The 25,501-nt window shown below is 35.9% G+C and carries 25 protein-coding genes, 2 riboswitches and 1 other annotated feature; of the genes, 4 read left to right on the top strand and 21 right to left on the bottom strand.

The window, feature by feature from the left end; all coding sequences use genetic code 11:
• Nucleotides 1-6: 6 nt before the first annotated feature.
• From ACUN28_RS27230 to ACUN28_RS27255, 6 genes are all read right to left on the bottom strand, one after another.
• Complete coding sequence (locus ACUN28_RS27230) at nt 7-1,638, bottom strand: YceG family protein (protein ID WP_016137000.1); 1,632 nt, start codon at nt 1,636-1,638, stop codon at nt 7-9.
• A 109-nt stretch (nt 1,639-1,747) separates the two neighbouring features.
• Nucleotides 1,748-2,539 (bottom strand): TerC family protein, encoded by a 792-nt coding sequence (locus tag ACUN28_RS27235; protein ID WP_016089462.1) that lies wholly within the window; start codon nt 2,537-2,539, stop codon nt 1,748-1,750.
• A 72-nt stretch (nt 2,540-2,611) separates the two neighbouring features.
• On the bottom strand, nt 2,612-3,190 hold the full coding sequence (locus ACUN28_RS27240; protein WP_000236647.1) for a TerD family protein: 579 nt from the start codon (nt 3,188-3,190) through the stop codon (nt 2,612-2,614).
• Between the two features lie 230 nt (nt 3,191-3,420).
• The gene (locus ACUN28_RS27245; RefSeq protein WP_000146724.1) at nt 3,421-4,005 is read right to left on the bottom strand and encodes a TerD family protein; all 585 of its coding nucleotides are present in this window, start codon (nt 4,003-4,005) and stop codon (nt 3,421-3,423) included.
• A gap of 23 nt (nt 4,006-4,028) precedes the next feature.
• The gene (locus ACUN28_RS27250) at nt 4,029-4,625 is read right to left on the bottom strand and encodes a TerD family protein (RefSeq protein ID WP_001121586.1); all 597 of its coding nucleotides are present in this window, start codon (nt 4,623-4,625) and stop codon (nt 4,029-4,031) included.
• Between the two features lie 128 nt (nt 4,626-4,753).
• Entirely contained in the window at nt 4,754-5,632 is an 879-nt protein-coding gene (locus ACUN28_RS27255) for an ROK family protein (RefSeq protein ID WP_016136999.1), read from the bottom strand.
• Between the two features lie 202 nt (nt 5,633-5,834).
• On the opposite strand from ACUN28_RS27255, the gene ACUN28_RS27260 reads away from it, so the two are divergent.
• Nucleotides 5,835-6,911, top strand: a complete 1,077-nt coding sequence (locus tag ACUN28_RS27260; RefSeq protein WP_116329464.1) for an LPXTG cell wall anchor domain-containing protein — start codon at nt 5,835-5,837, stop codon at nt 6,909-6,911.
• Nucleotides 6,912-7,026: 115 nt separating this feature from the next.
• Here ACUN28_RS27260 and proS read toward each other — a convergent pair whose 3' ends face one another.
• Both proS and ACUN28_RS27270 read right to left on the bottom strand, forming a co-directional pair.
• Nucleotides 7,027-8,457, bottom strand: coding sequence for a proline--tRNA ligase (proS, locus tag ACUN28_RS27265; RefSeq protein ID WP_016136996.1), 1,431 nt, complete (start codon nt 8,455-8,457; stop codon nt 7,027-7,029).
• A gap of 47 nt (nt 8,458-8,504) precedes the next feature.
• Nucleotides 8,505-8,711: a binding site (T-box leader), on the bottom strand.
• 93 nt (nt 8,712-8,804) lie between these two features.
• The gene (locus tag ACUN28_RS27270) at nt 8,805-9,098 is read right to left on the bottom strand and encodes a YesK-like family protein (protein ID WP_016089468.1); all 294 of its coding nucleotides are present in this window, start codon (nt 9,096-9,098) and stop codon (nt 8,805-8,807) included.
• A gap of 154 nt (nt 9,099-9,252) precedes the next feature.
• On the opposite strand from ACUN28_RS27270, the gene ACUN28_RS27275 reads away from it, so the two are divergent.
• Both ACUN28_RS27275 and ACUN28_RS27280 read left to right on the top strand, forming a co-directional pair.
• A complete protein-coding gene (locus ACUN28_RS27275) occupies nt 9,253-10,566 on the top strand; it encodes an alkaline phosphatase family protein (protein WP_016089469.1) in 1,314 nt (437 codons plus the stop codon).
• A 108-nt stretch (nt 10,567-10,674) separates the two neighbouring features.
• Nucleotides 10,675-11,958, top strand: coding sequence for an MFS transporter (locus tag ACUN28_RS27280; protein WP_016089470.1), 1,284 nt, complete (start codon nt 10,675-10,677; stop codon nt 11,956-11,958).
• A gap of 70 nt (nt 11,959-12,028) precedes the next feature.
• Here the strand turns inward: ACUN28_RS27280 and ACUN28_RS27285 are convergent, their stop codons facing one another.
• From ACUN28_RS27285 to ACUN28_RS27315, 7 genes are all read right to left on the bottom strand, one after another.
• Entirely contained in the window at nt 12,029-12,280 is a 252-nt protein-coding gene (locus tag ACUN28_RS27285; RefSeq protein ID WP_002023181.1) for a helix-turn-helix transcriptional regulator, read from the bottom strand.
• A 56-nt stretch (nt 12,281-12,336) separates the two neighbouring features.
• A complete protein-coding gene (locus ACUN28_RS27290) occupies nt 12,337-13,569 on the bottom strand; it encodes an MFS transporter (protein ID WP_016136995.1) in 1,233 nt (410 codons plus the stop codon).
• Nucleotides 13,570-13,635: 66 nt separating this feature from the next.
• Nucleotides 13,636-14,217, bottom strand: a complete 582-nt coding sequence (locus tag ACUN28_RS27295; protein WP_016089472.1) for a TetR/AcrR family transcriptional regulator — start codon at nt 14,215-14,217, stop codon at nt 13,636-13,638.
• An 80-nt stretch (nt 14,218-14,297) separates the two neighbouring features.
• A complete protein-coding gene (locus ACUN28_RS27300) occupies nt 14,298-14,441 on the bottom strand; it encodes a hypothetical protein (RefSeq protein ID WP_016089473.1) in 144 nt (47 codons plus the stop codon).
• A gap of 127 nt (nt 14,442-14,568) precedes the next feature.
• The gene (locus ACUN28_RS27305) at nt 14,569-14,823 is read right to left on the bottom strand and encodes a hypothetical protein (protein WP_016089474.1); all 255 of its coding nucleotides are present in this window, start codon (nt 14,821-14,823) and stop codon (nt 14,569-14,571) included.
• Between the two features lie 13 nt (nt 14,824-14,836).
• Nucleotides 14,837-15,151 carry a thioredoxin family protein gene (locus ACUN28_RS27310; RefSeq protein WP_016089475.1) on the bottom strand — a complete coding sequence of 105 codons (315 nt, stop codon included), beginning with the start codon at nt 15,149-15,151 and terminating at the stop codon, nt 14,837-14,839.
• A 10-nt stretch (nt 15,152-15,161) separates the two neighbouring features.
• The gene (locus tag ACUN28_RS27315) at nt 15,162-15,533 is read right to left on the bottom strand and encodes a DnaJ family domain-containing protein (protein WP_016089476.1); all 372 of its coding nucleotides are present in this window, start codon (nt 15,531-15,533) and stop codon (nt 15,162-15,164) included.
• A 371-nt stretch (nt 15,534-15,904) separates the two neighbouring features.
• Here ACUN28_RS27315 and ACUN28_RS27320 point away from each other — a divergent pair, with 371 nt between their 5' ends.
• Nucleotides 15,905-17,929: a glycosyl hydrolase family 18 protein gene (locus ACUN28_RS27320; protein ID WP_016089477.1), complete on the top strand. Its 2,025-nt coding sequence runs from the start codon at nt 15,905-15,907 to the stop codon at nt 17,927-17,929.
• A gap of 457 nt (nt 17,930-18,386) precedes the next feature.
• Here ACUN28_RS27320 and ACUN28_RS27325 read toward each other — a convergent pair whose 3' ends face one another.
• The 6 genes from ACUN28_RS27325 to ACUN28_RS27350 all read right to left on the bottom strand — a co-directional run bounded on the left by ACUN28_RS27325 (nt 18,387) and on the right by ACUN28_RS27350 (nt 25,187).
• Nucleotides 18,387-19,931, bottom strand: a complete 1,545-nt coding sequence (locus tag ACUN28_RS27325) for an ABC-F family ATP-binding cassette domain-containing protein (RefSeq protein WP_016089478.1) — start codon at nt 19,929-19,931, stop codon at nt 18,387-18,389.
• 446 nt (nt 19,932-20,377) lie between these two features.
• The gene (locus ACUN28_RS27330) at nt 20,378-21,127 is read right to left on the bottom strand and encodes an ABC transporter ATP-binding protein (RefSeq protein ID WP_016089479.1); all 750 of its coding nucleotides are present in this window, start codon (nt 21,125-21,127) and stop codon (nt 20,378-20,380) included.
• Nucleotides 21,124-22,122 carry an ABC transporter substrate-binding protein gene (locus tag ACUN28_RS27335; RefSeq protein ID WP_016136994.1) on the bottom strand — a complete coding sequence of 333 codons (999 nt, stop codon included), beginning with the start codon at nt 22,120-22,122 and terminating at the stop codon, nt 21,124-21,126. The genes ACUN28_RS27330 and ACUN28_RS27335 overlap by 4 nt, the downstream gene beginning before the upstream one ends.
• On the bottom strand, nt 22,119-22,892 hold the full coding sequence (locus ACUN28_RS27340) for an ABC transporter permease (protein WP_016089481.1): 774 nt from the start codon (nt 22,890-22,892) through the stop codon (nt 22,119-22,121). Before ACUN28_RS27340 ends, ACUN28_RS27335 begins: the two co-directional genes overlap by 4 nt.
• Complete coding sequence (locus ACUN28_RS27345; RefSeq protein WP_000082898.1) at nt 22,864-23,184, bottom strand: MTH1187 family thiamine-binding protein; 321 nt, start codon at nt 23,182-23,184, stop codon at nt 22,864-22,866. Before ACUN28_RS27345 ends, ACUN28_RS27340 begins: the two co-directional genes overlap by 29 nt.
• A gap of 100 nt (nt 23,185-23,284) precedes the next feature.
• Nucleotides 23,285-23,386, bottom strand: a riboswitch (TPP riboswitch).
• Between the two features lie 61 nt (nt 23,387-23,447).
• Complete coding sequence (locus tag ACUN28_RS27350) at nt 23,448-25,187, bottom strand: methyl-accepting chemotaxis protein (protein ID WP_016089482.1); 1,740 nt, start codon at nt 25,185-25,187, stop codon at nt 23,448-23,450.
• Between the two features lie 143 nt (nt 25,188-25,330).
• A riboswitch (cyclic di-GMP riboswitch) is annotated at nt 25,331-25,415 on the bottom strand.
• Nucleotides 25,416-25,501: the final 86 nt, after the last annotated feature.

Below are 25,501 nucleotides of genomic sequence, written 5' to 3' on the forward strand. Positions count from 1 at the left end.
CTTTCCTTATAAAAATGGACGAAATAGTCCTTTTATTGTTTGTGATAAATTTTTATAGGCTGATGAACCATGAAACTCAAGATCGAAATTAACTTCTTCAAGCCAATGTGAATCAAATGCTGCTGCATCAATATACGGTTCAATATCATTTCGTCCCGTTGGATTGAAGTGGAATACATCTACTCCTATTTGATTTAAAAATAGTAATAAAACAGCATCAGAACGAGTTAATTCTCCACTCTTCTCATTATTAAATATAACAATTTTCGGTACATCTTGTGAATAATCAAATTTCTCAAGCTGTTCTAAAATATTCGGTGGTATTTGAGAAAGTTGCGCGAAAACATATAGCGCTACATCTTGTTTCGTCTCTTTTGCAATTGGTTTACACATTTCACTTTCACACGTATGGATAATCGCTTCTGCAATACCATGTTGTAATCCTTCTGGCAATCGTTTATGCGGCCACCAATGACTGTTCATAATTAAATCTGGATGTAATTTCCCCGCACGGTCTAATGCATCTCGATAATGATATTGGAAATTTGCTTTTTGTTCTTTCGTAAACGGAAATGTATTAATTAATAAACTGTTATCAAATGATGTAACAGCCTTTAATCGCTGAAAATACTCTTTATCATTCTTTGAAACACCTGATATTTTCGCAAATAAAGAAGGGATATAAATGTGTTTATTTTCAACAAAGAATGTCGGGCGTACAAACGCCTTTTCTTTCGTGATTAAAAAGAGTTCATCGTATGTTGTTTTTAGTGTACGAGCTACAGGCGTATAGGAACGGAATTGCCACGGCTTGTATAATAGTGAATTATCGTGGTGAAGTACTTGTTCAATTTCCTTTGAAGCTTGATATGCTACTGTTGCAACACGCTCGCGGCGACGATCTGGAAATGGTTCAAGAGAAATACGGCCTGGATGAGACACAATAAAAGTCCTTCCCTCTTCATCAACACTCTCAAATCCATCTTTTCCTTCTGGGTGATAATAAAGTACATCGCAGCCGAGCATAATAAGGAAGTATAAGAAATATATACGGCTCTCCGTCGCATCCCCATACCAAACGATACGCGGCATTTGTTTCTTATAATTAACCGTAGAGAACCACTTCGCGACGTAATTTTCGCTTAATTTAATCATGTCGATTAAGAAACGACGGAAGCCTTCTGTCTTTAAAGATTGATTATGTTGTTTCTCATATAATTTCAATACTGAAATGAACGTCGTATGTATATAATGCTGTAAGTCAGGATTGTCTACTTTCGGTAAAAGTTGTTTCCCAGATAAGTGTGCCACTAACCTATTTACTGTCAGACCATTTGGTGCTTCTTGATGTAATCCGAACACTTCTTGAATGTGACGAAGCTTTTCTGAATCAATCACTTTGTTTAAATTTTGTTCGTGTAAAACTTCAATTCCTTTCGCTTCACTATAATCAAATAGTTCATTAAAATATTCATCTACATCATTAGGAACGCCAATAATTCGACATGCTATATAACTAAATTTCATCTCATTCTCTGTCAGTTCATATTGTGGGCGTTTTTCTAAAAGTGTTTCAAATTGCTTTAAATCTGATTCATCTTTTAATGCATATGGTTGAAGTGTAAAACGTGAAAACACAACAGTTCACCTCCAAAAACATTTACGTTTTTTCTAAGTCCTTCTTCTATTATAAACTATTTTTGGTTATAAAAAATGGGCGCTCGCAAAACGAGCAAACCCATTTCAATTATTTATGATTATTTTTAGTAGCTGCAACTTCTTCTTTAGCTTGTCCAGAATTCTTCATGTAGTGAAGTATAAATGTTGCTCCAAATGCTACAACTAAAATAATAAAGAACAGTGTATGACTTACTTCAATATGAATAACAGACAGTAACATTTTTGCTGCAATAATTAAGATTAAAATATATGCTGTCGTTTCAAGTTCTGGAATACGCTCTAATAATTTTAAGAATACACCAGCGATCCCACGCATCATTAAAATACCGAGCATTCCACCTAATAATAGAATCCAAACTTCATTTGATACACCAAACGCAGCAAGCACGCTATCTACAGAGAACGCGATATCCATTAATTCAACCATCGCAACTGTTCCCCAGAAGACACCAAACATTCTGAAGAGAATACTGTTTTGGTTCATACCATGAGCTTCCTCTTCTTCTGCATTACCTTTTCTTTTATCAATGAAGTATTTAATTGATAGCCAAGCTAAGTAAAGTGCACCTAACACTTTTACCCAAGCTAATTTAATTAAGAACATTCCAATTCCAATTGCAATAAATCGGAATACATAAGCTCCAATAAGTCCATAGAATAATGCTTTTTTACGTTTTTCTTCTGGAAGGTGTTTTACCATTACCGCTAATACAAGTGCATTATCAGCAGATAATAACCCTTCAAGTACAACAAGTGTACCTATTAATCCCCAAGATACTGGATCTTGCAACACTTTAATCCACATGTCCAAGTCGAAAAACTGAGCATACGTATCAAGGATTCCTTGCAAAATACTCATCTTACCTTTATCCCCTATTCTTTGCTAGATTTATAGAAAGGTCAAAAAAAGGAAACGAATATCGTTTCCTTTCTATGCATCCAAGCCATACGCTCTTACAAGCGCACCTAAGCCACCTTGGAATCCACTTCCTACTGCATTAAACTTCCACTGTCCATTATGACGGTATAATTCACAAAAGACAACTGCTGTTTCAATGGAGAAATCTTCTCCTAAATCAAAACGAAGAACTTCTTCGTTTGTTTCTTCATTTGCTAAACGAACGAATGCGTTTCCGACTTGTCCAAAGTTTTGATTACGGCCTTCTCCATCATAAATTGTAACTGTAATAGCAATTTTATGAACATCTGCTGGAACCTTTTTCAAATCTACAACAAGTTGCTCATCATCCCCGTCACCTTCACCTGTACGGTTATCTCCTGTATGTAAAACAGATCCACAAGGAGACTGTAAATTGTTATAGAAGATAAAATCAGTTTCCTTCGTACATTTTCCGTTCGCATCTAATAAAAAAGCAGATGCATCTAAATCGAAATCTGATCCACCATCATAAGATTTAATATCCCACCCAAGACCAATTACTGCTTTTGTTAAACCAGGGCTTGTCTTACCTAAATCAATCTTCTGTCCTTTTTGCAATTGAATTACCATTTATACTCACCTCTATATTTTAATATTTAAAAATATATCCATCAGTAAACATCTGTTTCACCGATGGATATATAAAGTGAAACTTTAATCAGTGGGGGTTTTCTTCATCCCCCACTGATTATTAGTTGAACCAATCGGGCTTTTACGGGTAGTTGATCCCCACCTAACTTCTTTGCTCTCGCTAAATTTTGAGATGGGGGTCTACTGCCCGTTAATGCGGGGCAAATCTATTACTCTACATCTAAACCGAAATTATTACATAGAGACGCTAATCCACCTTGGAATCCACTTCCGATTGCATTGAACTTCCAGTCACCTGCATGACGGTATAGTTCACCTACTACAACAGCTGTTTCAATAGAGAAATCTTCTCCTAAATCGTAACGAATTAACTCTGCATTTTTTTCTTCATCAAGAATACGTACGAAAGAGTTAGAAACTTGTCCGAAGTTTTGGCTACGGCCTTCTCCGTCATAAATTGTAATTGTGAAGCAAATACGTTCGATATGTGCAGGTACATTTTTTAAATCTACTTTAATCGCTTCGTCATCACCTTCACCGTCACCAGTTCGGTTATCTCCTAAATGCTCTACAGCACCATTCGCACCTTTAGGGTTATTATAGAAAACGAAATCCTCTGCACCTGAAACTTTACCGTTAGCACCTACTAAGAAAATACTAACATCTAAATCGAAATCGTTTTGTCCGTCATAGCGATTCGTATCCCAACCAAGTCCTACAAGAACTTTTGAAAGACCTGGATTAGTTTTTGTTAAGTCTACCTTTTGTCCTTTTTTCAATGAAATTGATGCCATATTCAATTCCTCCTCGGTTTATTTTATTGATAACGTGATACAATCTCACTTAAGTTTTTATCTTGTGTGCCTTCTCCAACAGCTGAAAACTTCCATTCACTTCCGTGGCGATACATTTCACCTGCGATTAGAGTCGTTTTGCCAGCATAATTATCCGATAAATTATAGCGTGCTAATTCTTCACCAGTTTGCGGGTTTTGAATCCGAATATATGCATTACGAATCATCCCGAAATCTTGACGACGATTTACACAGTCATAAATATTTACAACGAATACTAAACGATTAATACGGCTCGGAACTTTATGTAATTCTACGAAAATTGTTTCGTCATCACCAGCGCCTTCACCTGTTAAATTATCTCCTGAATGAATAATACTACCACAAGTAGAAAGCTTGTTTCCGAAGTAAACTAAATCGTTTTTGTTTAAAAAGCGATCCCCTTCTAACATAACAACAGATGCATCACAATCTACATTTGGTTTACTTCCAAATAATGAAGACAGAAACCCACCTGATTGCCCAATTGGATCCCAGCCTAAGCCAACCTGTAGTTTTGCTACTTTTGGTTGTCCTTTCGTTAAATCGATCTTTTGACCTTTTTCTAAAATAATAGGCATGCAGTTTCTTCCTTTCTACAAAGCATTTTCCAAGGCGGAAAATATTGTATTCTTCCCTTATATTGTAGCATTATTTACCTAGTGATAAAAAGGATAAATTCTCAGTTATATGAAAACATTCATATAATTTACTTATGATGATGTAAGAAGTGGTAAATAGCACCAATCATTCCTGCACAATTTCCGTTTTGTGCAAGTTCAATCTCACAATCACTGTAAATCTCTTTATTCAAATATTTATCAATCCCTTCTTTTACTTCTTTTAAGAACTTATTTCCTCTATCAGTAATTCCTCCACCTATAACAATCATTTCTGGATTAAAAATATAAGCAAGATTACTAATTCCAATCGCTAAATGTTTAAAGAAAACCTCAACTATTTGCGTAACTTCCTTATCTCCTTTATCATACAATTCGAAAATTGTTTTTCCATTCCAATCACTTTCACCTTTATATTTTCGTACAAGACGAATTAACCCTGAAATCGAAGCGACCTCTTCAAACTGCTTTCCTTCTATTAACATATTTCCCCATTCACCAGCACTAAAAGAATGTCCCCTGTATAACTCTCCATCTATAAAAATCGCTCCCCCAATACCAGTTCCAAGAGTAAGCATAATAAAATTTCTTTTTCCGTTTCCAATACCTTTCCACCTCTCACCCAAAGCTGCACAATTCACATCATTTTCAACGGACACAGGAACTTGTAATACCTCTTGCAATCTATCAACAATAGGAATAGTCGAGTAGTTCGGAATATGCTCCGCCCCTCCCGTTACAACTCCTTTATGAATATTAACAATTCCCGCAGTACTAATGCCAATTCCCGAAATCGTATGTTCATTCATTAATTTTCGGGATAGAAGAATAAGCTTTTGAATGATTTGTTCCCCACCCAAATGAATTTCTGTTGGAACTGTTTTATGCTTTAGTACTGTTCCTGTTTCTGAAACAATTCCATATTTAATTTGTGTACCACCAATATCAAATGCAATATATTCTTTCATCTGCTGTCACTTCCTCTACTGTAATGAGTGTAAAATTCCCACCACTCTACTATTATAAAGAATTTACACTAACTCTTTTCTCTCTTCAGAAATACACCACCTTTTTCTATATATAGTTTTTTTTGCATAAAACTCTTTTTCCTAAGAAATATTACAAAGGGATGTATTTTAGATGGAATATTAATTTCTTAGGAGGAAAACAATGACGAAAATCTTCATTTTAGCATCAACACTCTCTTTATCTTTTTTTAGTGGTTTAAATATCGGTAGTGCAGCAACTGAAAACTTCTCTCCAGCAACAAACGCAATTGTACAAAATAACGATCATTTAGCAGAAGGCAACTCAAAAGATAATAATAAACCACCAGGAAACAGTGGTTCTCAGGACGATAGTGGTTCTGGTGGTAACGGTTCTGGTGGTAACGGTTCTGGCGGCAGTGGTTCCGGTGGTAGCGGTTCTGATGGCAGTGGTTCTGGTGGCAACGGTTCTGGCGGCAATGGTTCTGGCGGTAGCGGTTCTGATGGCAATGGTTCTGGCGGCAGCGGTTCTGGCGGCAGTGGTTCTGGCGGCAACGGTTCTGGCGGCAATGGTTCTGGCGGCAGCGGTTCTGGCGGCAGTGGTTCTGGCGGCAATGGCTCTGGCGGCAATGGCTCTGGTGACAACGGTTCTGGTGGCAATGGTTCTTCTGGTGGCAATGGTTCTTCTGGTGGCAGTGGTTCTGGCGGCAGTGGCTCTGGTGACAACGGTTCTGGTGGCAATGGCTCTGGTGGCAGTGGCTCTGGTGGCAACGGTTCTGGTGGCAATGGCTCTGGCGGCAGTGGCTCTGGTGGCAACGGTTCTGGTGGCAATGGCTCTGGTGACAACGGTTCTGGCGGCAGTGGCTCTGGTGGCAACGGTTCTGGCGGCAGTGGTTCTGGTGGCAGCGGCTCTGGTGGCAACGGTTCTGGTGGCAACGGTTCTGGTGGCAGTGGCTCTAGTGGCAACGGTTCTGGCGGCAGTGGCTCTCAAGGTGGCAACCGTGTTAAAGGCGATAGCAGTTCTCAAGGTGGTAATGGCTCTCAGGGCGGCAACCGTGTTAAAGGTGATAACAGTTCTCAAGGTGGCAACCGCGTTAAAGGCGATGGCAGTTCTCAGGGGGGCAATGTAAAAGATAATGCGAAAGAACAAGGCGATAAGTTACCTAATACGGCAACACATTATCCTGCATCTATTTTAATGGGACTTTCAACATTCCTAATCGGTATGTTACTATTTATTCGCCGTAAAAATGCAAAATAAAACCACATCCTTCCATCTAAAACATACATGAAACAAATTGCAGAACTAAAAAGGACTTTGGATTGCAGTTTATTATGCAGCCCAAAGTCCTTTTCATTCTCTATCAAAAAGGGCATTAATACGCTTTTCCCCAATACACCATTTGCTGAGCTTCTTTACCACAACAAATGCATTCATTAGCTACATGCTCTTGCTCAAAAGGCATACAGCGTGAAGATACTCCAACTTCTTCTTTTAGTCTCTCTTCACAAGCTAATTCCCCGCACCACATTGCCTTAATAAACCCTTGCTTTTCATCAGCTACTTTTTTCAGCTCTTCGAAATTCGTCACACTATACGTATGCTCATCGCGGAATACTTTTGCCTTATTAAATAAAGAACTATGAATTTCCTCAAGTAGTGCTGGAATGCGTTTTTCTAATTGATCCATTGAGATAAATTCTTTTTCTTTCGTATCTCTTCTTACAAGTACGACTTGATTCTTTTCAATATCTTTAGGACCAACTTCTAATCGAATTGGAATGCCCTTCATTTCATACTCATTAAATTTCCAGCCTGGAGTTTTATTACTAGCATCTATTTTCACTCGTGCAACCTTTTGAATATATCCTTGTAACTCTGTTGCTTTCGCTAAAACACCTTCTTTATGCTGAGCAATCGGCACAATAACAACTTGCACTGGTGCGACTTTAGGAGGCATTACAAGCCCATTATTATCACTATGAACCATAATAAGTCCACCTATCATTCTTGTTGATACACCCCAAGATGTTTGGTGTACATATTGCCACTTACCGTTACGATCTAAAAATTTAATATCAAATGCTTCAGAGAAATTCGTTCCAAAGTTATGGGATGTTCCTGTTTGAAGTGCTTTCCCATCATGCATTAAGCTTTCAATCGTATAAGTTGCCTTTGCGCCCGCAAATTTTTCTTTTTCTGTTTTTTGTCCTTTAATTACTGGTATCGCTAAGTAGTCTTCACAGAAAGAAGCATATAGATTTAAAATATTTAACGTTTCAGCTTGAGATTCTTCTGCTGTTTCATGAATTGTATGACCCTCTTGCCATAAGAATTCCGTTGTACGAAGGAATGGTCGCGTCGTTTTCTCCCAACGAACTACTGAACACCACTGATTATACAGCTTTGGCAAATCATTATAGGATTGCACAATTTTTGAAAAATGCTCACAGAATAAAGTTTCAGATGTAGGGCGTATACAAAGTCTCTCCGCTAACTTTTCATCCCCGCCATGTGTCACCCATGCTACTTCAGGAGCAAATCCTTCTACATGATCCTTCTCTTTTTGTAATAAACTCTCTGGGATAAACATTGGCATATACACGTTTTCATGACCAGTTGCTTTTAACTTTTCATCCATAACCTTCTGCATATTTTCCCATAAGGCATAACCGTACGGACGTAGAATCATACATCCTTTTACACTCGAATAATCAACAAGTTCTGCTTTTTTCACAATATCTGTGTACCACTGTGCAAAGTCCTCTTCCATCTTCGTAATCGCTTGTACTTGTTCTTTTGCCATAGTCAGTCTTCCTCCTTTTAGAAAATACAAAAAAGCCCGCGTCCCTAAATAGGGACCGAGCTTTGCCGGCGTTACCACCCTGATTCATGCACAAAAATTGTGCATGCTCTCTTTTTGATAACGGGAAATTCCCGCTGCATATGCAGAACTCGAAGGTAGGTTCCATATCGCCTTTTTAAGAATCTTTCAGCCTAGCGGATTCTCTCTCTGCTAAAAAGGGTAAACATGTACTAGTCCTTTTTCATCGTTATAACGAAATAAATTTGTTGATTATCATAATACAAATTCTTTTTTAAAACAATAGCTAATTTTCTTACTTTTATATATTCTTTTCATTTTTTGCAGTTTTATACGTAGCTTTTTCGCGAGATTTTTACAAGTTGATGTGCAATCATACCGATAAGTGTACCCAGTAGAACGAAGAAACCAATAAATCCATATCCCATTCCTTCCCATCCACCAATAACCATCATTGTAACGGGAAAGGATACTAAACAAAGAAGTATTAAACTAAGTGCAAATATAATATCAAACTGTTTATCTGGAAACCGTTTCTTTAGTAAATACGAAATAGCAAATACAAGGATAATCGTGATTACGCCAATGATGTAAAAGATACCGAACCCATCTAGCCAGTCCATACTATTCCCTCCTTCCCTAGATTCCCTTATACTTATTATATATTTGATTTTTCTGAAAATAAATAATAAATTTTCACCTAAAAATATATTTTTATTACTAGGTATTAATAGTAATATATAATAATAGGTTTTATATAATTAGGAGGATTACTCTATGGGTACAGCATTAACGAATCGTGTCATTATTTTATCATTCGACTGTTTATCAGCTTTAGATTTTCCTATACTACAAAAATTACCTCATTTCCAATCTCTAATAAAAAAGGGCACGGTTGTCGAAAAAGTAGAACCAATTTATCCTTCTGTAACATATCCAAGCCACTCAACAATCGTAACCGGTAATTACCCTAACAAGCACGGTGTTGTTAGCAATACATTACTTCAACCTGGATGCGAGTCACCAGATTGGCATTGGTACCGAAAATCCATTAAAGGAACAACTTTATACGATGAAGCACGTAAAGCAAATTTAACGACAGCTGCCCTTCTTTGGCCTGTGACTGGCAGAGCAAATATTGATTACAATTTACCAGAAATCTTTCCAAATAGACCGTGGCAAAATCAAGTTTTAGTTTCATTATTTAGCGGTAGCCCGCTATACCAATTAGATTTGAATCGGCGCTTCGGCCATATACGAAATGGACTGTCACAACCTGAACTCGATGATTTCGTACTTGCTTCTACCGTGCATACAATCCAGACAAAAAAGCCTAATGTCATGTTTGTACATTTCACCGATTTAGATACCCAACGACACTATCACGGCTTTGAATCCAAAGAAACAATAGCTGCAATTCATAGACATGATGAAAGGCTAGGTAAAATTATTCAAGCTTTAAAAGACAGTAATCTATATGAAGAGAGTACAATTATCGCTCTTGGTGACCATAGCGCTTTAAGTGAAAACAAAGCCATTCAATTAAATGTACTATTTCATCAAAAAGGGCTTATATCTCTAAATACAAAAGGAAAATTAGTAGACTGGAAGGTCTATTGTCAAAGTTGCGACGGCTCTGCCTATGTATATGTGAAAGACAAAAACGATACGGATACAATTCGGGAAGTACAACTACTCCTTGAAGACCTGCTTCAAAATAAACAAAATGGAATTGAATTTATGCTTCATGATGAAGCTGCAAAAGACTGCGGTGCAGATGGTAATTGTTTATTTATGTTAGAAGCGCGAGAAGGGTATTATTTCACTGAAAACTATACAGGAGATTTTATAAAGGAAATTACCGAAAAAGATGTTACGCCTAGTAAAAAATATACATTTGGTACACATGGATACTCTCCAACAAAACCTAACTATGAAACAATTTTTATCGCTGCTGGGAAAGGTATCAAAGAAGGCGTTACCATTCCGTATATGAGACTTATTGATGAAGGTCCAACTATCGCTAGACTACTCGGTTTACACTTAGGTGAAACAGACGGGTCAATTGTAGAGGATTTACTTCAATTGTAAAGAACTGTGTATATATGTAAAAGTTATGTAAAAATCATCACTGTTTCTCTTTTTACAATTTTTATTTTTGTACACTGTTAGTAGAACAAATTTAAGGGGGAACACTATATGAAAAAAATGTCCAGACAAGAAAAAAGCTGGATATTATACGATTGGGCGAACTCGGTATATTCGCTCGTCATTACAACTGCATTATTCCCAATTTACTTTAAAACAGCTGCAAAAGAAGCTGGACTATCTGGTGCAACTTCAACAGCATATTGGGGATATACAAACTCGTTCGCTACACTTTTAATTTCTATACTTGCCCCTATTCTCGGCACAGTCGCTGATTATAAAGGATTTAAAAAACGATTTTTCACATTCTTCTTTGGACTCGGTATCGTATTTACAAGTATGCTAGCAGTCGTCCCAACATCTCAGTGGTACTTATTACTAGGCTGCTATATGCTCGCATTAGTCGGTTTTGCGGGAGCAAACATTTTTTATGATGCATTTTTAGTAGATGTCACTTCTGAAGATAGAATGGATCGAATTTCTACGAGAGGTTTCGCTTTAGGCTATATTGGGAGTACTATTCCTTTTATTGGTTGTATCGCTCTTATTATTCTTGCTCAAAAAGGAACTATTCCTTTATCCGTTGGTATTGCTAGTCAAATTTCATTCGCGATAACAGCTCTTTGGTGGGGGTTATTTACAATTCCAATGCTAAAAAATGTAGAGCAAACACATTATATTGAACGTCACCCAAGACCAATTACAATGAGCTTCAAACGCCTTGCTAGTACTTTTAAAAACATTAAAGAATATAAAACTGTATTTATGTTCCTAATTGCTTACTTTTTCTACATTGACGGGGTCGATACCATTATTACTATGTCTACCGCTTACGGAACAGATCTCGGTATTAGTGCAACGAACCTATTAATCATCTTATTTGTAACACAAATTGTAGCTTGTCCATTCGCTTTATTATACGGAAAGTTATCAGAAACATTTACAGGTAAAAAGATGCTATATGTCGGTATTATTATTTATATCATTATCTGCACATATGCTTATTTCTTAAAAACGACACTTGATTTCTGGATTTTAGCAATGTTAGTTGCCACTTCTCAAGGTGGTATTCAAGCACTTAGTCGTTCCTATTTTGCAAAACTAGTACCAAAAGAATCTGCTAATGAATTCTTCGGATTTTATAATATATTTGGTAAGTTCGCAGCAATTATGGGTCCAGTATTAGTCGGTGTTACAACGCAATTAACTGGAAAAACAAACGCTGGTGTCCTTAGTATTATTGTCCTGTTTATTATTGGTGGATTTTTACTAACTAGAGTTCCCGAAAATGATACATCCGTTACACCACCTAGTCCAAAAACGAAAACGCTATAAGAAAAATATCCTCTTCACATGAGAAGGGGATATTTTTTATTTTTAACGGTGCGCCTTACAATGAGAGACTCTACTGCTTGTACAAAAATAATTTATCAACAGTTGTTCCTAATACTTCCGCTAAACGAAAGGCTAACGCTAAGCTTGGATCATATTTATTATTCTCAATTGCATTTATCGTCTGTCTAGAAACCTTGCATTTATCAGCTAATGCGCCTTGTGAAATATTATTTTCAGTGCGTAATTCATAGATTTGATTTTTCACACCATTGCTCCTAACCTGTAAAATCGTTTTTACAACATCAGTATATAATTGGCTCATATAGTTGTCAAAAGTTCCTCAAAGAAAAAGGGAGCAATTTTGCTCCCTTACAATAGTTATTTCGAAGCTAATGAATTTGTTAGTTCCTCTTTATTAACGACATCTTCTTTCTTTATTTGCATGCGTAGAACTGGCCCTATCCCTAATAAAATAAGTGCCATTGCTATACAAAACACAGTAACTAGTGAGGTCATCTCCTTTAATCCTCCAGCTAGTGAAGTTCCAATTAGCATAGCGCCCATAAACAGTGGTAAAATTGTTCCATTTACTCTTCCAACCATATTTTCCGGTACAAGTTGAATCATAAGCGTACCGACAACGATATTAACACAAGCTAAACAAATACCTGTTCCAAACCTCATGAAACTAGTAATCCAAAATGATGTAGATAGCCCTTCTACTAAAAATGATATTGCTAATATGCTCATACCGAATACAAACATCTTTTTCGGATTCACTTTTGAAGCGAAAACTGCAGCAACAATACCACCAATTAACATACCTATTCCATCAGCTGCGGCTAAATATTGAACTGCTTCTTTTTCCATTCCAAGCCGTTCTATTACAAGAAATACTTCTAATGGATTCGATAGTCCAACAGCTAAGCCAATAATGGTGAAAGTGATTGTAATCATACGTAAATTTTTCGTATGAAGAACGTATTTCCACCCCTCTTTTATATCATTTTTTAATGAATCTCTCGCCACTTGCTCTTGTTCAACCCATTTTGGTAAAAATGAAAGAGCGATAGCAGATAACAAAAATAAAATGATTAAGCTATATAGTGACGTAAATAAGCCAAGTTGTGTATACACAAGCGAGCCTACCACTGGTCCAAAAATCATAAATAATGACTGTAATGTTTGGTTAAATGCAATCGCATTTGCCACCTGTTCTTCCTTTACATAGCGCTTAAATATACGCGAAGATGATGGTTGAGAAAACTGACCTACAATCGCAGAAATGAGTGTTGCAAAAAATATAGCCTGCCAATAATCCAGCTTTAACAACAAGACAATTCCGATAATAGACAGTACACTTAACACATCCCCAGCAACCATTGTTCTTTTCGGATTCCAGCGATCAGCTAGCGCACCACCGATAAACGAGAAAATAAAAATAGGTGCATATTCCATAACCGATAACAACGAAACTGAAACCGGATCATTATTCGTTCGCTCCATTATGAAATACAAAAGAGCCATATTTCTAATCCAAATTGCAAATTGTTGTAAAATATCAGATGTCATAACGAGCATAAATGCTCGGTTTTTAAATAAAGCGTTCATTTTCATTCCTCTTTCATAAACCGACCGTTCGGTCTAATTTGTTTTGTAAGAAAAGCAACTGACTTATTATTCAGCTGCCATCCCTTTTAACAATACATCTATTGCCTTTTTATAAATACGTTTCAGCTCTTTATGATCTAATTCGTAGTAAAGTACTCCAAGCCCTGATAATAATCCATTCACAATATACATAAGATCTCGCGTATTCTCTTCACGAAACTCTCCAGACTGTATACCCGCTTCAATTAATTGCTCAAACATAACATATGATTCTCTAGTTAAAGCTAACAGTTCATCCAAAATCTCTTTACTTACAACTTGGCTCATAGAGAATTCCTCTATTGCATTTGAAATGGGTTGCTGTATGTCCTCTACATAGTATTCCGCGAGACCATATAGTTTTTCAGTACTGGTACTATACAATTTCTCTTTTTCATTCCATTTTTCAAGCCAATCATACGTATGCTGTTTTACTACAAATAAAAATAATTCTTCTTTACTTTTAAAGTGATAATAAATGCTCCCTTTACTTCGCTCTGTAATTTCACAAATCTCTTCCATAGATGTAGCTGCATAGCCCTTCTGTGAAAACAGACTTTCCGCTTTATATGCAATTTCTTTCTTTATCTCTTCTGCGCTTCTTCTCATATTCACACCTCTTTAAACCGACCGTTCAGTCTAATAATAACAAATAAAAAACCTCTATCGCAAGAGGCTATATTCCTTATTTAAGAAAACGTACTCTCAAACCACGTTCGAATCGTATGTATTATTCCAATTTTAAATCCTAATTTGACAAGAAATACGCCTCCCGCAGCTAATAAAAATAACACTACTTTCCCCTTATTTTTCACTTTTGGCTCCCTTTTCATTTCCATTCCCCTTAGTATGTTAAAAATATTTAATCAAACGTTTGTTTAATTGTTTTTATGCATAGGTAAGCCAACTAATCAAACGTTTGTTTAAAAAGAAATACGCCCCCTATAGGGCGCATTCTCATCAATCACCGCCACCTCCACCACCATCGCAGCTGCCTCCGCTATCTCCACCGAAAGATCCTCCACAATCATGTGAACCTCCATCGTGCGAGCTATCATTATCAGATCCAGCAAAGAAAAATAATGGTGATGAACTGTTAGATGAATTATGAATGTTATTTTGTTTCGTAAGATTTACCTTCTTTTTGTTTGATCGAACTGCTGTTACGATCGTTCCAACTACAACAAATAATAGTATGACAATAATAAATTCCATATAAAAGCCTCCCTTAATCTTCGAATAATTGAATCGTTCTCTCTAGATTTTCAAGTGAAATGAAGCGCGATTCACGAAGGATCTCTTTTCCATTATAAAATAATAAAACTGTTGGTCCTGTAAATACTGCATATCGCCCCGCAATCTCTTGCATGTCTTGTAGTAATATTTCTACTTTCTCTACGTAATCATAATTCTCTAATACGCAATTTACTTTTCTTAGCATAACATCACAAACACCACAATTTTCCGTTTTAATAAACAGAAGTACTAATTGTTGTTCTTCAATATATGTCGCTAATTCTTCTATCGTTTTAAATGTAGTCATCTTATCCCTCTTAGCGTAATTTACGAAATACCTTATCTTGATACATACGAAAAGCCGAATTCTCTTTAATCTTTCTCTTTTCCATTATCTGCTGAAAACGAAGCATTTTTGCTGTTAACTCTTCTTGTAATTTTTTTCTCTCTACTTCATCATAACAGCACGCAATTAAGTCTTCTATTTTTAATATATCTTTTTGTAGTTCCATTTCTGGTGGAATCATACCTGCATTTTTTAATATTTTATAACTCATTCTAAGTTCTGGAGGTACCATTGAAAGGTCTTCTAATTGTAGTGGTTTTCCTTTTCCAGGAATATGATCAAGGTCTCCATTCCGTATTGCTTGTCGAATTTTTTCTTCAGCAATGTTCAAAAACACATCCACACCATTCCCTCCTTTACATATTTTTACTATTATTTTACATGATATTTTCTCATCTTGCTATGCCATTACAAGTTGACCTCATACAATTTTTTCTCAAATTTAATTACAAAGAGCCTTTTCTTCCCTAATCAATATTTTATTTTCATATGTAGTCTATATTAGAGCCATTTAATATTGAGAAAATCTTTTTGAATCAAATAAAGCGTTTACACCAAATCTTACATTTGCTACGATTTAATCACCCCAGCTCCCTTGTATAGACTTCGTGATGTCTGATCATTTTTTTCTAGACGTTTCATACGTCTAGATTCATTTTGATTTATTGGCGCATGCCTTTAAATATATCTTTTACTTTGAAAGGAGAAATGACTATGAGATCAAAAAAATTCACACTGCTATTACTATCCCTACTACTCTTCTTGCCTCTTTTTCTCACAAACTTTATTACTCCAAATGTCGCATTAGCAGATTCACCGAAGCAAGGTCAAAAAATTGTTGGGTATTTTCCTTCATGGGGTATTTACGGACGTAATTATCAAGTTGCAGACATTGATGCATCAAAGCTAACCCATTTAAACTATGCTTTCGCTGATATTTGCTGGAATGGAAAACATGGAAACCCTTCTACTCACCCCGATAATCCAAATAAACAAACGTGGAACTGTAAAGAATCTGGTGTACCACTGCAAAATAAAGAGGTCCCTAATGGCACTCTCGTACTCGGTGAACCATGGGCTGATGTCACAAAACCTTATCCTGGCTCAGGTACAACTTGGGAAGATTGTGATAAATACGCACGCTGCGGAAATTTCGGCGAACTGAAACGATTAAAAGCTAAGTATCCTCACCTAAAAACAATTATTTCCGTTGGTGGCTGGACTTGGTCTAACCGCTTTTCTGACATGGCCGCGGATGAAAAAACAAGAAAAGTATTCGCTGAATCTACAGTAGCTTTTCTTCGCGAATATGGATTTGACGGCGTTGATTTAGATTGGGAATATCCGGGCGTAGAAACGATTCCTGGTGATAGTTATCGTCCTGAAGATAAGCAAAACTTCACCCTACTCCTTCAAGAAGTTCGAAATGCATTAACTAAAGCTGGTGCAGAAGATGGTAAACAATATTTACTAACAATCGCATCAGGTGCAAGCCAACGTTATGCCGATCATACAGAGCTAAAGAAAATCTCTCAAATACTGGATTGGATTAATATTATGACATATGATTTCCACGGTGGATGGGAAGCTACTTCTAACCATAATGCAGCTCTATACAAAGATCCAAATGACCCAGCAGCGGATACGAAATTTTACGTAGATGGTGCGATAGACATTTATACAAATGAAGGTGTTCCAGCGGATAAACTCGTATTAGGTGTACCATTTTACGGACGCGGATGGAAAAGTTGTGGAAAAGAAAATAACGGACAATACCAACCTTGTAAACCAGGTAGTGATGGAAAGCTCGCTTCTAAAGGTACTTGGGATGATTATTCTACCGGTGATACAGGTGTGTATGATTATGGTGATTTAGCAGCTAATTATGTTAATAAAAATGGTTTTGTTCGCGGATGGAACGATGTAGCGAAAGTACCTTATTTATATAATGCGACTACAGGTACGTTTATTAGCTATGATGACAACGAATCTATGAAATATAAAACAGACTATATAAAGACAAAAGGTTTAAGTGGCGCAATGTTTTGGGAACTTAGCGGGGATTGCCGTACAAGTTCAAAATATAGTTGTAGTGGGCCCAAATTACTTGATACGTTAGTAAAAGAATTACTAGGTGGACCTATTACTCAAAAAGATACTGAATCACCAACAAACGTAAAAAATATTGCTGTTACAAATAAAAATTCAAACTCAGTTCAATTAAACTGGACTGCATCTACTGATAACGTAGGAGTTACGGAATATGAAGTTACTGCTGGAGAAGAGAAATGGAGTACAACAACAAATAGCATTACAATTAAAAACTTAGAATCTAATACAGAATACACATTTTCAATAGTAGCAAAAGATGCTGCTGGGAATAAATCACAGCCTACTTCTATTATTGTAAAAACAGATGATGCTAACACAACACCTCCTGGTGGAAATGGTAATGCTTCCTTTTCAATCACTTCAAATTGGGGAAGTGGTTACAACTTCTCGATTGTAATTAAAAATAGCGGAACGAACCCTATTAAAAACTGGAAATTAGAATTTGATTATAACGGCAATTTAACACAAGTTTGGGATTCTAAAATTAGTAGTAAAGTAAATAATCATTACGTAATTACGAATGCAGGATGGAATGGTGAAATTCCTCCTGGTGGATCTGTTATAATCGGAGGGGCAGGAACAGGCAATCCCGCCGAACTTGTAAATGCATCCATTAGCGAAAACTAAACGTAATCCCCATTAATTATTTCACTAAAGTTTGAATTTAGGTTTGAGTGCTCTGTCCTAAATTCAAACTTTTAACTTTTAGAAAAATCACAAATCGATATTATAATAACCTATTATAATTATATTTAGTTTCTAATATGAAGTTCGTGTGAAGTTCATCTGAATTTTACATGAATTTCCTTTAACTTCTATTGTCTTCCCATACTAATCACATTATCCTTTACATATAGGAATTATTTTAATTCCACTTTAAACTATCTATATATATAAAGAAAGATAGTCGCCTATTAGGGAAAGGCATCTAGTATTATTATAAATATAAACATAACAAAAGAAAAAGCACGCTTATAAGCGCACCATAAGAGTGCTTCTTCATACAATTCTCATGTAAGAATTCTCGAAAATCATGTTAATCACAAAGAACAGGCATTAGCTTTTATAAGCTAATGCCTGTTCTTTATTCATATTGTTCAACGTTCCAATCTTCTATATTCCATACTTTTGTTATCCATGCTTCATAGAAAGAAGGCTCATGTGAAACAAGTAAAACTGTTCCTTTATATTGTTGTAACGCTTCCTGCAAAGATTTCTTTGTTTCTATATCCAAATGATTAGTTGGTTCATCTAAAATTAAAACGTTACTTTTCGTTACGATAAGTTCACATAAACGTACTTTCGTTTGTTCTCCACCGCTTAATAAACGAATAGGTTTTAATACGTGTTCTTCTTTCAATCCACACTTTGCTAATGCTTGGCGTACTTCTTTCTTTGTCATATCTGGTCGTTCTGCCCAAACTTTCTCTAATGGTGTTGTTTCTGAAGCAAACTCTTCCTGTGCAAAATAAGCAGGATTTACTCGTTCTCCAACAGAAATTGAACCGCTTAACGGCTTTATTTGGCCTAATAACGTTTTTAATATTGTCGTTTTTCCAATACCATTATGGCCAACAATCGCTATCTTTTCTCCTTTTTTCACTTGTAAATTCAATTCTGGAAATAGCGGATCACTATAGCCTATTCTCAGTTTCTCAGCCTGTAATATACGACTCACTGGCTCCTCATAAACATTGAAATCAAAACGGGATCGAGGTACATGATTAACCTTTTCAACCCTTTGCATTTTCTCCAATACTTTCTCCCGACTTTTCGCCTGTTTCGCTTTTCGAATTTTATTTTTTTGAATAAATGTTTCTAACTGGGCAATTTCTTTTTGTTGTTTCGCATACGCAGATTGTAATTGTTTTCTTTGCAATTGATAACTTTGCAAAAAACGTTCATAATCGCCTACGTACCGCTTAACCTTCCGTTCTTCTAGATGATAAATAACATTCGTAATATTATTCAAAAATACTTCATCATGCGAAATGATAATGTAAGCTTTTTCATATAGTCTCAAATACGATTGCAACCATTCTATATGAGCTGTATCTAAATAGTTTGTTGGCTCATCTAACAATAAAACATCAGCTTTTTCTAAAAGGAGCTTCCCAAGTAATAACTTTGTTCGCTGTCCTCCACTTAACTTTGAAACATCCTTTTTCAACCCGATTTCAAATAACCCTAAACCGATTGCTACTTCTTCAATTTCTGTATGAATTTGATAGAAATTAGAGCTTTCCAATATAGTTTGTAATTCTCCATACCTTACTAACAGTTTTTCTATTTCTCCTGCTCCATTCATTTCTTCAGCAATTTTTAACATTTCGCATTCAATCGCATACAAATTAGAAAATGCACTTTGTAAATATCCTTCAATTGTTATCCCTTCTTGTAAATCCATATGCTGCTGTAAAAAACCTACCTTCACATGTGGAAACCATTCAATGTTCCCATCGTCATGTATAAGTTCTCCTGTTAAAATCCTTAACAATGTTGATTTCCCAATTCCATTTTTCCCTACTAACCCAACATGCTCGCCCTTTAATAGTCGAAAACACGCATTATATAAAATAGTTTTCTCACCATACGAATGACTTACATTTTCTACTGTTAATATACTCATTTTTTCTCTCCTCTACTTATACTTCTTCATAAGCTAAATAGAGAGAAGAACAGTATAAAGCCTTATTTAATTGTATATATAAAAAATGGGTAAGGTGAATACACCTTACCCATTACATATTATCGTAAAAAAGGATTAAGGTTCTTTACCTGCTGTCTTCAATTTAGCTTAATTTTAAAAAATAGGCAGACTTCTCCCGTATCAAGCTAAAACCATTTGAAGAACAGTTGATAAAGTCATTTTATCCTTTCACTCCTTTAACATTTGTTATATTAAGAGTATAAACTACTCTGTTATATTCTATTCTCTATTTTTTCTTTTGTTCCTTCTTCAAGATTGTCCATCGTTAATGAATTCACTATTTTTTCTATAGATTTCATCTTTCTCCTCCTATATAAAAAAACCTCTCAACAGTAATTATACAAAAAACTGTTAAAAGGCTTTTTCTATTTTTTCATATAAGGAGCTAATACTCTCAGAATTTCTTCCTTATCCTTCTTTAACTCAAGTGATGTTAACATATCCATCGTTCTCGGTCTAGGTAATTTCACTTGTACCTCACCAACTATTGATGCTGGTCTTTGAGATAAAATAAATACGCGATCTGAAAGTAAAATCGCCTCATCTAGGTCGTGTGTAACCATAACGATTGTTTGCTTCTCTTGGTGCCAAGAGTTTAAAAGCCAGCTATGTACTTCCATTTTTGTAAAGGCATCTAATTTCCCAAAAGGCTCATCAAGTAGCATAATTGGCTTTTCACATAAATATGTGCGCAAAAAACTAATTCTTTGACGCATACCACCAGATAACTCATCTGGATAATGGTCTGCATATTCATCTAGTTCAAACTGCTTTAATGCTTCCATTCCCTCTGTCAGCCTTTGTTTTTTCGGTTTACCTTCGATTTCCAATGGAAGAACTATATTTTGCAAAGCTGATCGCCAAGGTAGTAATAAATCCTGCTGTGGCATATAACTTACAACATCTTGCTCTTGTACGTACTTATCCTTATACGTTACATTCCCACTTGTTGGATTTTCAACATTTGCAATCATATTTAATAATGTGCTTTTCCCACAACCACTTGGGCCTACAAAGGAAACGAATTCTCCCTCTCGTATAGAAGCACTAATATTTGCTAATACATTCTTTCCATCGAAAGATTTCACAATATCTTTTATTTGTAATCCACTCATTTTTCATTTGGAAGGAACTCATTTGTAAAGGCATCTTTTACATCAATTTTCTTCTTAATAACTTTGTTATCATATAAGAAATTCATGTAATTCGTCCAAACTTCTTCCTTCTGTACTCCCCATGCTTTTGCATCATCTTGATACTTCGTACTTAACCACTTTTGACTTTCTTGTACTAAGTCTTTATTCACATCTGGAACAGCTTTAATTAAAATATCAGCAGCTTCTTTCGATTCTTTAATTGCAAAATTATAACCTTCCGTCGTTGCACTCATAAACTTTTTCACAAAGTCTTTATCTTGCTTCGTATGTTTTTCACTCGTAATAATAACAGGACTATAGAAATCAAGCGCTGGGTCTAAGTCTTTCACCATAATTGTATTTAACTCTTTTCCTTGACGCTTCGCTTCAATACCATCCCAGCCGTAATAAATCCATTCAAAATCAGCATCACGGCCAATTGATTTAAAGAAATCTGTTTGTCCTAAAATGATTTTTTCGACTTTATTAAAATCAGCTTGATGTTTCTCCATAATTGTCTTCAACGTCGCTTCTTCTGCTGGTCCTCCCCAGCCTCCGTAACGTTTGCCTTCAAAATTTTTCGGTGAAGTCATGTTATCTTTCTTAAGTGACGCAAAAGCTGAAGTGTTATGCTGAATAATCGCTCCTACAGATACAACAGGAATACCTTCCACCCGAGCCAACGTTACATTTTCTTGTGCGCTTATTGCGAAGTCAGCTTTTCCTGAAGCTATCATTTGCTCTGCTGTTACATTGTCACCAGGCTGAATAATTTCTACATCTAAGCCTTTCTTTTTATAATAATCTTTCGCTTGCGCTACATATAAACCAGTATGATTCGTATTCGGGAACCAATCTAATACTACTTTTACTTTTTGATCTTTACTTACACTTTCTTCTTTCTTCGCCGGATTACATCCAGCCACACCTACTGCTAATAAGGCAGCCAACATAACTTTTAAACCTTTTTTCATTTTCTGCCGTCCTTTCTATATATCCATGGTGCTGTTATTCTTGCCATAAACTCCACGATAAAATACAGACATAATGTCACCATGACGATAATTGCTGCAACACCAAATACCCGGGCAGTTAAAAAAGATTTTGTAGCCCTCGTAAGCATAACTCCTAACCCTTCGCTTGCACCGAGCCATTCTCCAATAATCGCTCCCATTACGCTATATGTAACTGCAATTTTTAAACCGGAGAAAAAGTATGGAAGCACTGCTGGAAACTTTACTTTCTGGTAAACTTGCCATTTCGTTGCCTTCATCGTTTGCAGCAACTTCAACATATTTTTATCTACCGTTTGAAAACCTTCTAAAATGCTAAGCGCAATCGGAAAGAAACAAACGAGTATTACTACCATTACTTTCGGTAGCATTCCATATCCAAACCAAATAATAAATAACGGTGCAAGTACAACGATTGGAATCGTTTGCGAAATAACAAGCAACGGATTTATTAAAATACGAAATAAAGGGATAACGTCCATAATAATTGCAATACTTGTCCCAATTAAAATTGCAAAAAATAGTCCAATTATAACCTCTTGTAACGTTTGTATCGTATTCGGTAATAGTAAATCTTTCATTCCAATTAATTCTTGAACAATGGCAGAAGGCTTCGGTAAAATCCACGGTTCAATTTTAAATAATGAAACAGATCCTTCCCATATCGCAATGAGAAGGATAAGCCAAATTGTTGTAATTATTTTAGATTGCTTCTGGTTTTGCATATTCATCACGGTACTTCCAAACCTTTTCATCTATCGTTACACCAGTGCTTGGACGATAATGGATTTTAATAGAAGTAATCACTTCTTCTGCACCAGCATCCACACAAGCTTGTTGCGCACGTTTAATGACGTCAAGAAGTACATCTAATTCTCCTTCCAGTGTTGTTTCCATTGCCCCTACTTCATAACGAACTCCCGATTGTTGTACAACCTCAATTGCTTTATCAACAACAGAATACACATCTTTGTTCTTCGCTTGTGGTACTACTGAAAATGAAATTGTAACTTGTTGTGACATAGTAAAATCCCCCTTATAAAATGAAATATTAAAACAAGAAAAGGCTTTCCTACTGCGTAGGAAAGCCTTGTATGCAAGTTATTATAGAATAACATATGCTACATCACTTTAAGTAACTCCCTACGCTGGCATTATCCAGATCAGGTTGAGGGTCGATGTTTGTTTACATCCTCTCAGCCAATTGGCTCCCCGGTCCTTAATTCGTTTTCATTGTAGCATGATTTATTTTATTGAACAAACAAAAGCACATATAATCACTTCATTTAACTTTTGAATTCCCCAATTAACTCTTGTAACTCCTGTGAAAGCCAGCTTAAAGAACTGGCTAATTCAGCAATATCTTGTACAGACATTTCCTGTTCTTTCATACTTTCTTCAACATTACTACTACTATTCGCATACGTATTTGCGATAAGCGATAGTTCATTTACAACACGAACAATATTTTGGCTATTTTGCAATATATCACTTGAATTGCTAGAAACAACTCTAACTTGATTTGTAACAGATTGTGCTGATTTTGAAATTTCCCCAAAGAAAGCACCACTACTTTCAACAAGTTTCATTCCAGATTCTACTTCTTTTAAAGTATTTTGCATTGAAACAACAGCTTCTTCCGTTTCAACTTGTGTTTCCCCTATTAATTTCGCTATATCTTTTGCTGATACTTCCGTCTGCTCTGCTAATTTACGCACTTCATCTGCAACAACGACAAATCCATTTCCGGTTTCCTCAGCACGTGAAGCTTCAATAAAAGCATTTAAAGCTAGCGAATTGGTTTGATTTGAAATACCGGTAATTACTGTTACAATATCACTAATTTCTTTTGATCTTGTTTCCAAAGAATAAATAGTAGAAGATAAATCTTGTACTGCATTTTGTATTATGTTCATTTGATTAATCGTCTGTTCAATAACACCATTTCCTTTTACCGATTGATGCTCCATACCTTCAGACTCTTTCGCCATTTGTTTTGCAGCATTATTTATCTCTTCCATCTTATCTTCCATTTCATATACAATACCTAAATACTTTGGTCCTGAAGTTTCTTGTGACTGAGCGCCAGCTCTTAACTCAACCATAGAACTTACGATTCCTTGGACTGCCATGCTATTCTCTTTCGTACTCACTGACAATTCTTGTGAAGATGAGGAAACCTGTTCTGCTGTCTGCTTCACTTTATCTATAATTCCTTTAAACTTCTCGATGGTACTATTAAAATACGCATTAATAATACCTATATCATCTGGCCTTTCCTCTAATTTAATACTTAAATCACCTTCACCGACTTTGCGCAATCCTTCACGTAAATCTCGCAATGGAGCAAGTGCGTTACGTACAATTAAGAATTGAATAAAAGTTGCAATTAAAACAGAAATGCAAATAAACATTAAACCTTGTATAATGAACTTTTCCTTTGTACTAGGAACAATAGAGGCATCTACATCAGCTGCAACAAGTGCCACAATATTATCTTCTCCATCTTTAATTGGCTCTAATATCGTTACCCACGTTCCTAATGCGTCTTCATATACTTCTGTCATATTTGCTTTTTTCGTGCTCATTACTTTATCATATGCTTTCATCCAAAGATCTGGTTGTTTATAATATTCTCCCGGCCTTACTTCAACAACATTTGCTAACCCTGTAGACAAATCAACGATTAGTAATTCACCTTTTTCATTTTCTTTTGCTCCAACAATATAGGTTTGTCCAACACTATTCAACTCTTCCGTTGCTTCATCTAATTTCTCTGTTAACTTCTCTCTCTTTTCTCTTTGTGCCACTGGATCTTTTGTAACATCTCTCACTATTTCTTCGTCTAATTTATGTAATACCGTATCTCCTGTTTCAAAAGAATGCCTTTCAAATATAGACATCATGCTATTTTGAAACATGTTAAAACTTAACGCTCCCATAGTACCAACAAGCGTCAAAATAACTAACACAGTTAACAATACATTCTTTTGAAGAAATGATAGCTTGTGCCAATATTTTTTCATCAACATCACCTTTCTTAATTAACTTAATATAAAGGAAAACTATTAAAATATAAACCTTACCAGCAACTGATAACAGTTCTCATTTGTTTACAAATAAAAAAAAGACCAATGAAAAGAGCATTGGTCAAGACCAACCCTATCCGTCCGGTAACTGGCTAGCGTAGCCTTTCGGCCTTAGCTCCTGCAGTTTTGCGTCCTAATGTTTCCATCAGTTTGCCTTTCTCGCTGAACGAGTTGAACGATATGGGAGTTCTATGAGAATTAAATTATTCTCTACAAAAGATTACAACATAAAAATTAAAATGTCTACCTAT

The sequence above is a fragment of the Bacillus sp. WC2507 genome, from assembly GCF_052656125.1.

Coding starts and splice junctions, on each gene's coding strand:
- ACUN28_RS27270 (WP_016089468.1), bottom strand. CDS start 9,098: ATGGACTGGCTAGATGGGTTCGGTATCTTTTACATCATTGGCGTAATC.
- ACUN28_RS27275 (WP_016089469.1), top strand. CDS start 9,253: ATGGGTACAGCATTAACGAATCGTGTCATTATTTTATCATTCGACTGT.
- ACUN28_RS27255 (WP_016136999.1), bottom strand. CDS start 5,632: ATGAAAGAATATATTGCATTTGATATTGGTGGTACACAAATTAAATAT.
- ACUN28_RS27345 (WP_000082898.1), bottom strand. CDS start 23,184: ATGTCACAACAAGTTACAATTTCATTTTCAGTAGTACCACAAGCGAAG.
- ACUN28_RS27295 (WP_016089472.1), bottom strand. CDS start 14,217: ATGAGAAGAAGCGCAGAAGAGATAAAGAAAGAAATTGCATATAAAGCG.
- ACUN28_RS27310 (WP_016089475.1), bottom strand. CDS start 15,151: ATGACTACATTTAAAACGATAGAAGAATTAGCGACATATATTGAAGAA.
- ACUN28_RS27260 (WP_116329464.1), top strand. CDS start 5,835: ATGACGAAAATCTTCATTTTAGCATCAACACTCTCTTTATCTTTTTTT.
- ACUN28_RS27245 (WP_000146724.1), bottom strand. CDS start 4,005: ATGGCATCAATTTCATTGAAAAAAGGACAAAAGGTAGACTTAACAAAA.
- proS (WP_016136996.1), bottom strand. CDS start 8,457: ATGGCAAAAGAACAAGTACAAGCGATTACGAAGATGGAAGAGGACTTT.
- ACUN28_RS27350 (WP_016089482.1), bottom strand. CDS start 25,187: ATGAAAAAATATTGGCACAAGCTATCATTTCTTCAAAAGAATGTATTG.
- ACUN28_RS27325 (WP_016089478.1), bottom strand. CDS start 19,931: ATGAGTATATTAACAGTAGAAAATGTAAGTCATTCGTATGGTGAGAAA.
- ACUN28_RS27285 (WP_002023181.1), bottom strand. CDS start 12,280: ATGAGCCAATTATATACTGATGTTGTAAAAACGATTTTACAGGTTAGG.
- ACUN28_RS27290 (WP_016136995.1), bottom strand. CDS start 13,569: ATGAACGCTTTATTTAAAAACCGAGCATTTATGCTCGTTATGACATCT.
- ACUN28_RS27320 (WP_016089477.1), top strand. CDS start 15,905: ATGAGATCAAAAAAATTCACACTGCTATTACTATCCCTACTACTCTTC.
- ACUN28_RS27305 (WP_016089474.1), bottom strand. CDS start 14,823: ATGGAATTTATTATTGTCATACTATTATTTGTTGTAGTTGGAACGATC.
- ACUN28_RS27300 (WP_016089473.1), bottom strand. CDS start 14,441: ATGAAAAGGGAGCCAAAAGTGAAAAATAAGGGGAAAGTAGTGTTATTT.
- ACUN28_RS27240 (WP_000236647.1), bottom strand. CDS start 3,190: ATGGTAATTCAATTGCAAAAAGGACAGAAGATTGATTTAGGTAAGACA.
- ACUN28_RS27335 (WP_016136994.1), bottom strand. CDS start 22,122: ATGAAAAAAGGTTTAAAAGTTATGTTGGCTGCCTTATTAGCAGTAGGT.
- ACUN28_RS27235 (WP_016089462.1), bottom strand. CDS start 2,539: ATGAGTATTTTGCAAGGAATCCTTGATACGTATGCTCAGTTTTTCGAC.
- ACUN28_RS27330 (WP_016089479.1), bottom strand. CDS start 21,127: ATGAGTGGATTACAAATAAAAGATATTGTGAAATCTTTCGATGGAAAG.
- ACUN28_RS27280 (WP_016089470.1), top strand. CDS start 10,675: ATGAAAAAAATGTCCAGACAAGAAAAAAGCTGGATATTATACGATTGG.
- ACUN28_RS27250 (WP_001121586.1), bottom strand. CDS start 4,625: ATGCCTATTATTTTAGAAAAAGGTCAAAAGATCGATTTAACGAAAGGA.
- ACUN28_RS27340 (WP_016089481.1), bottom strand. CDS start 22,892: ATGAATATGCAAAACCAGAAGCAATCTAAAATAATTACAACAATTTGG.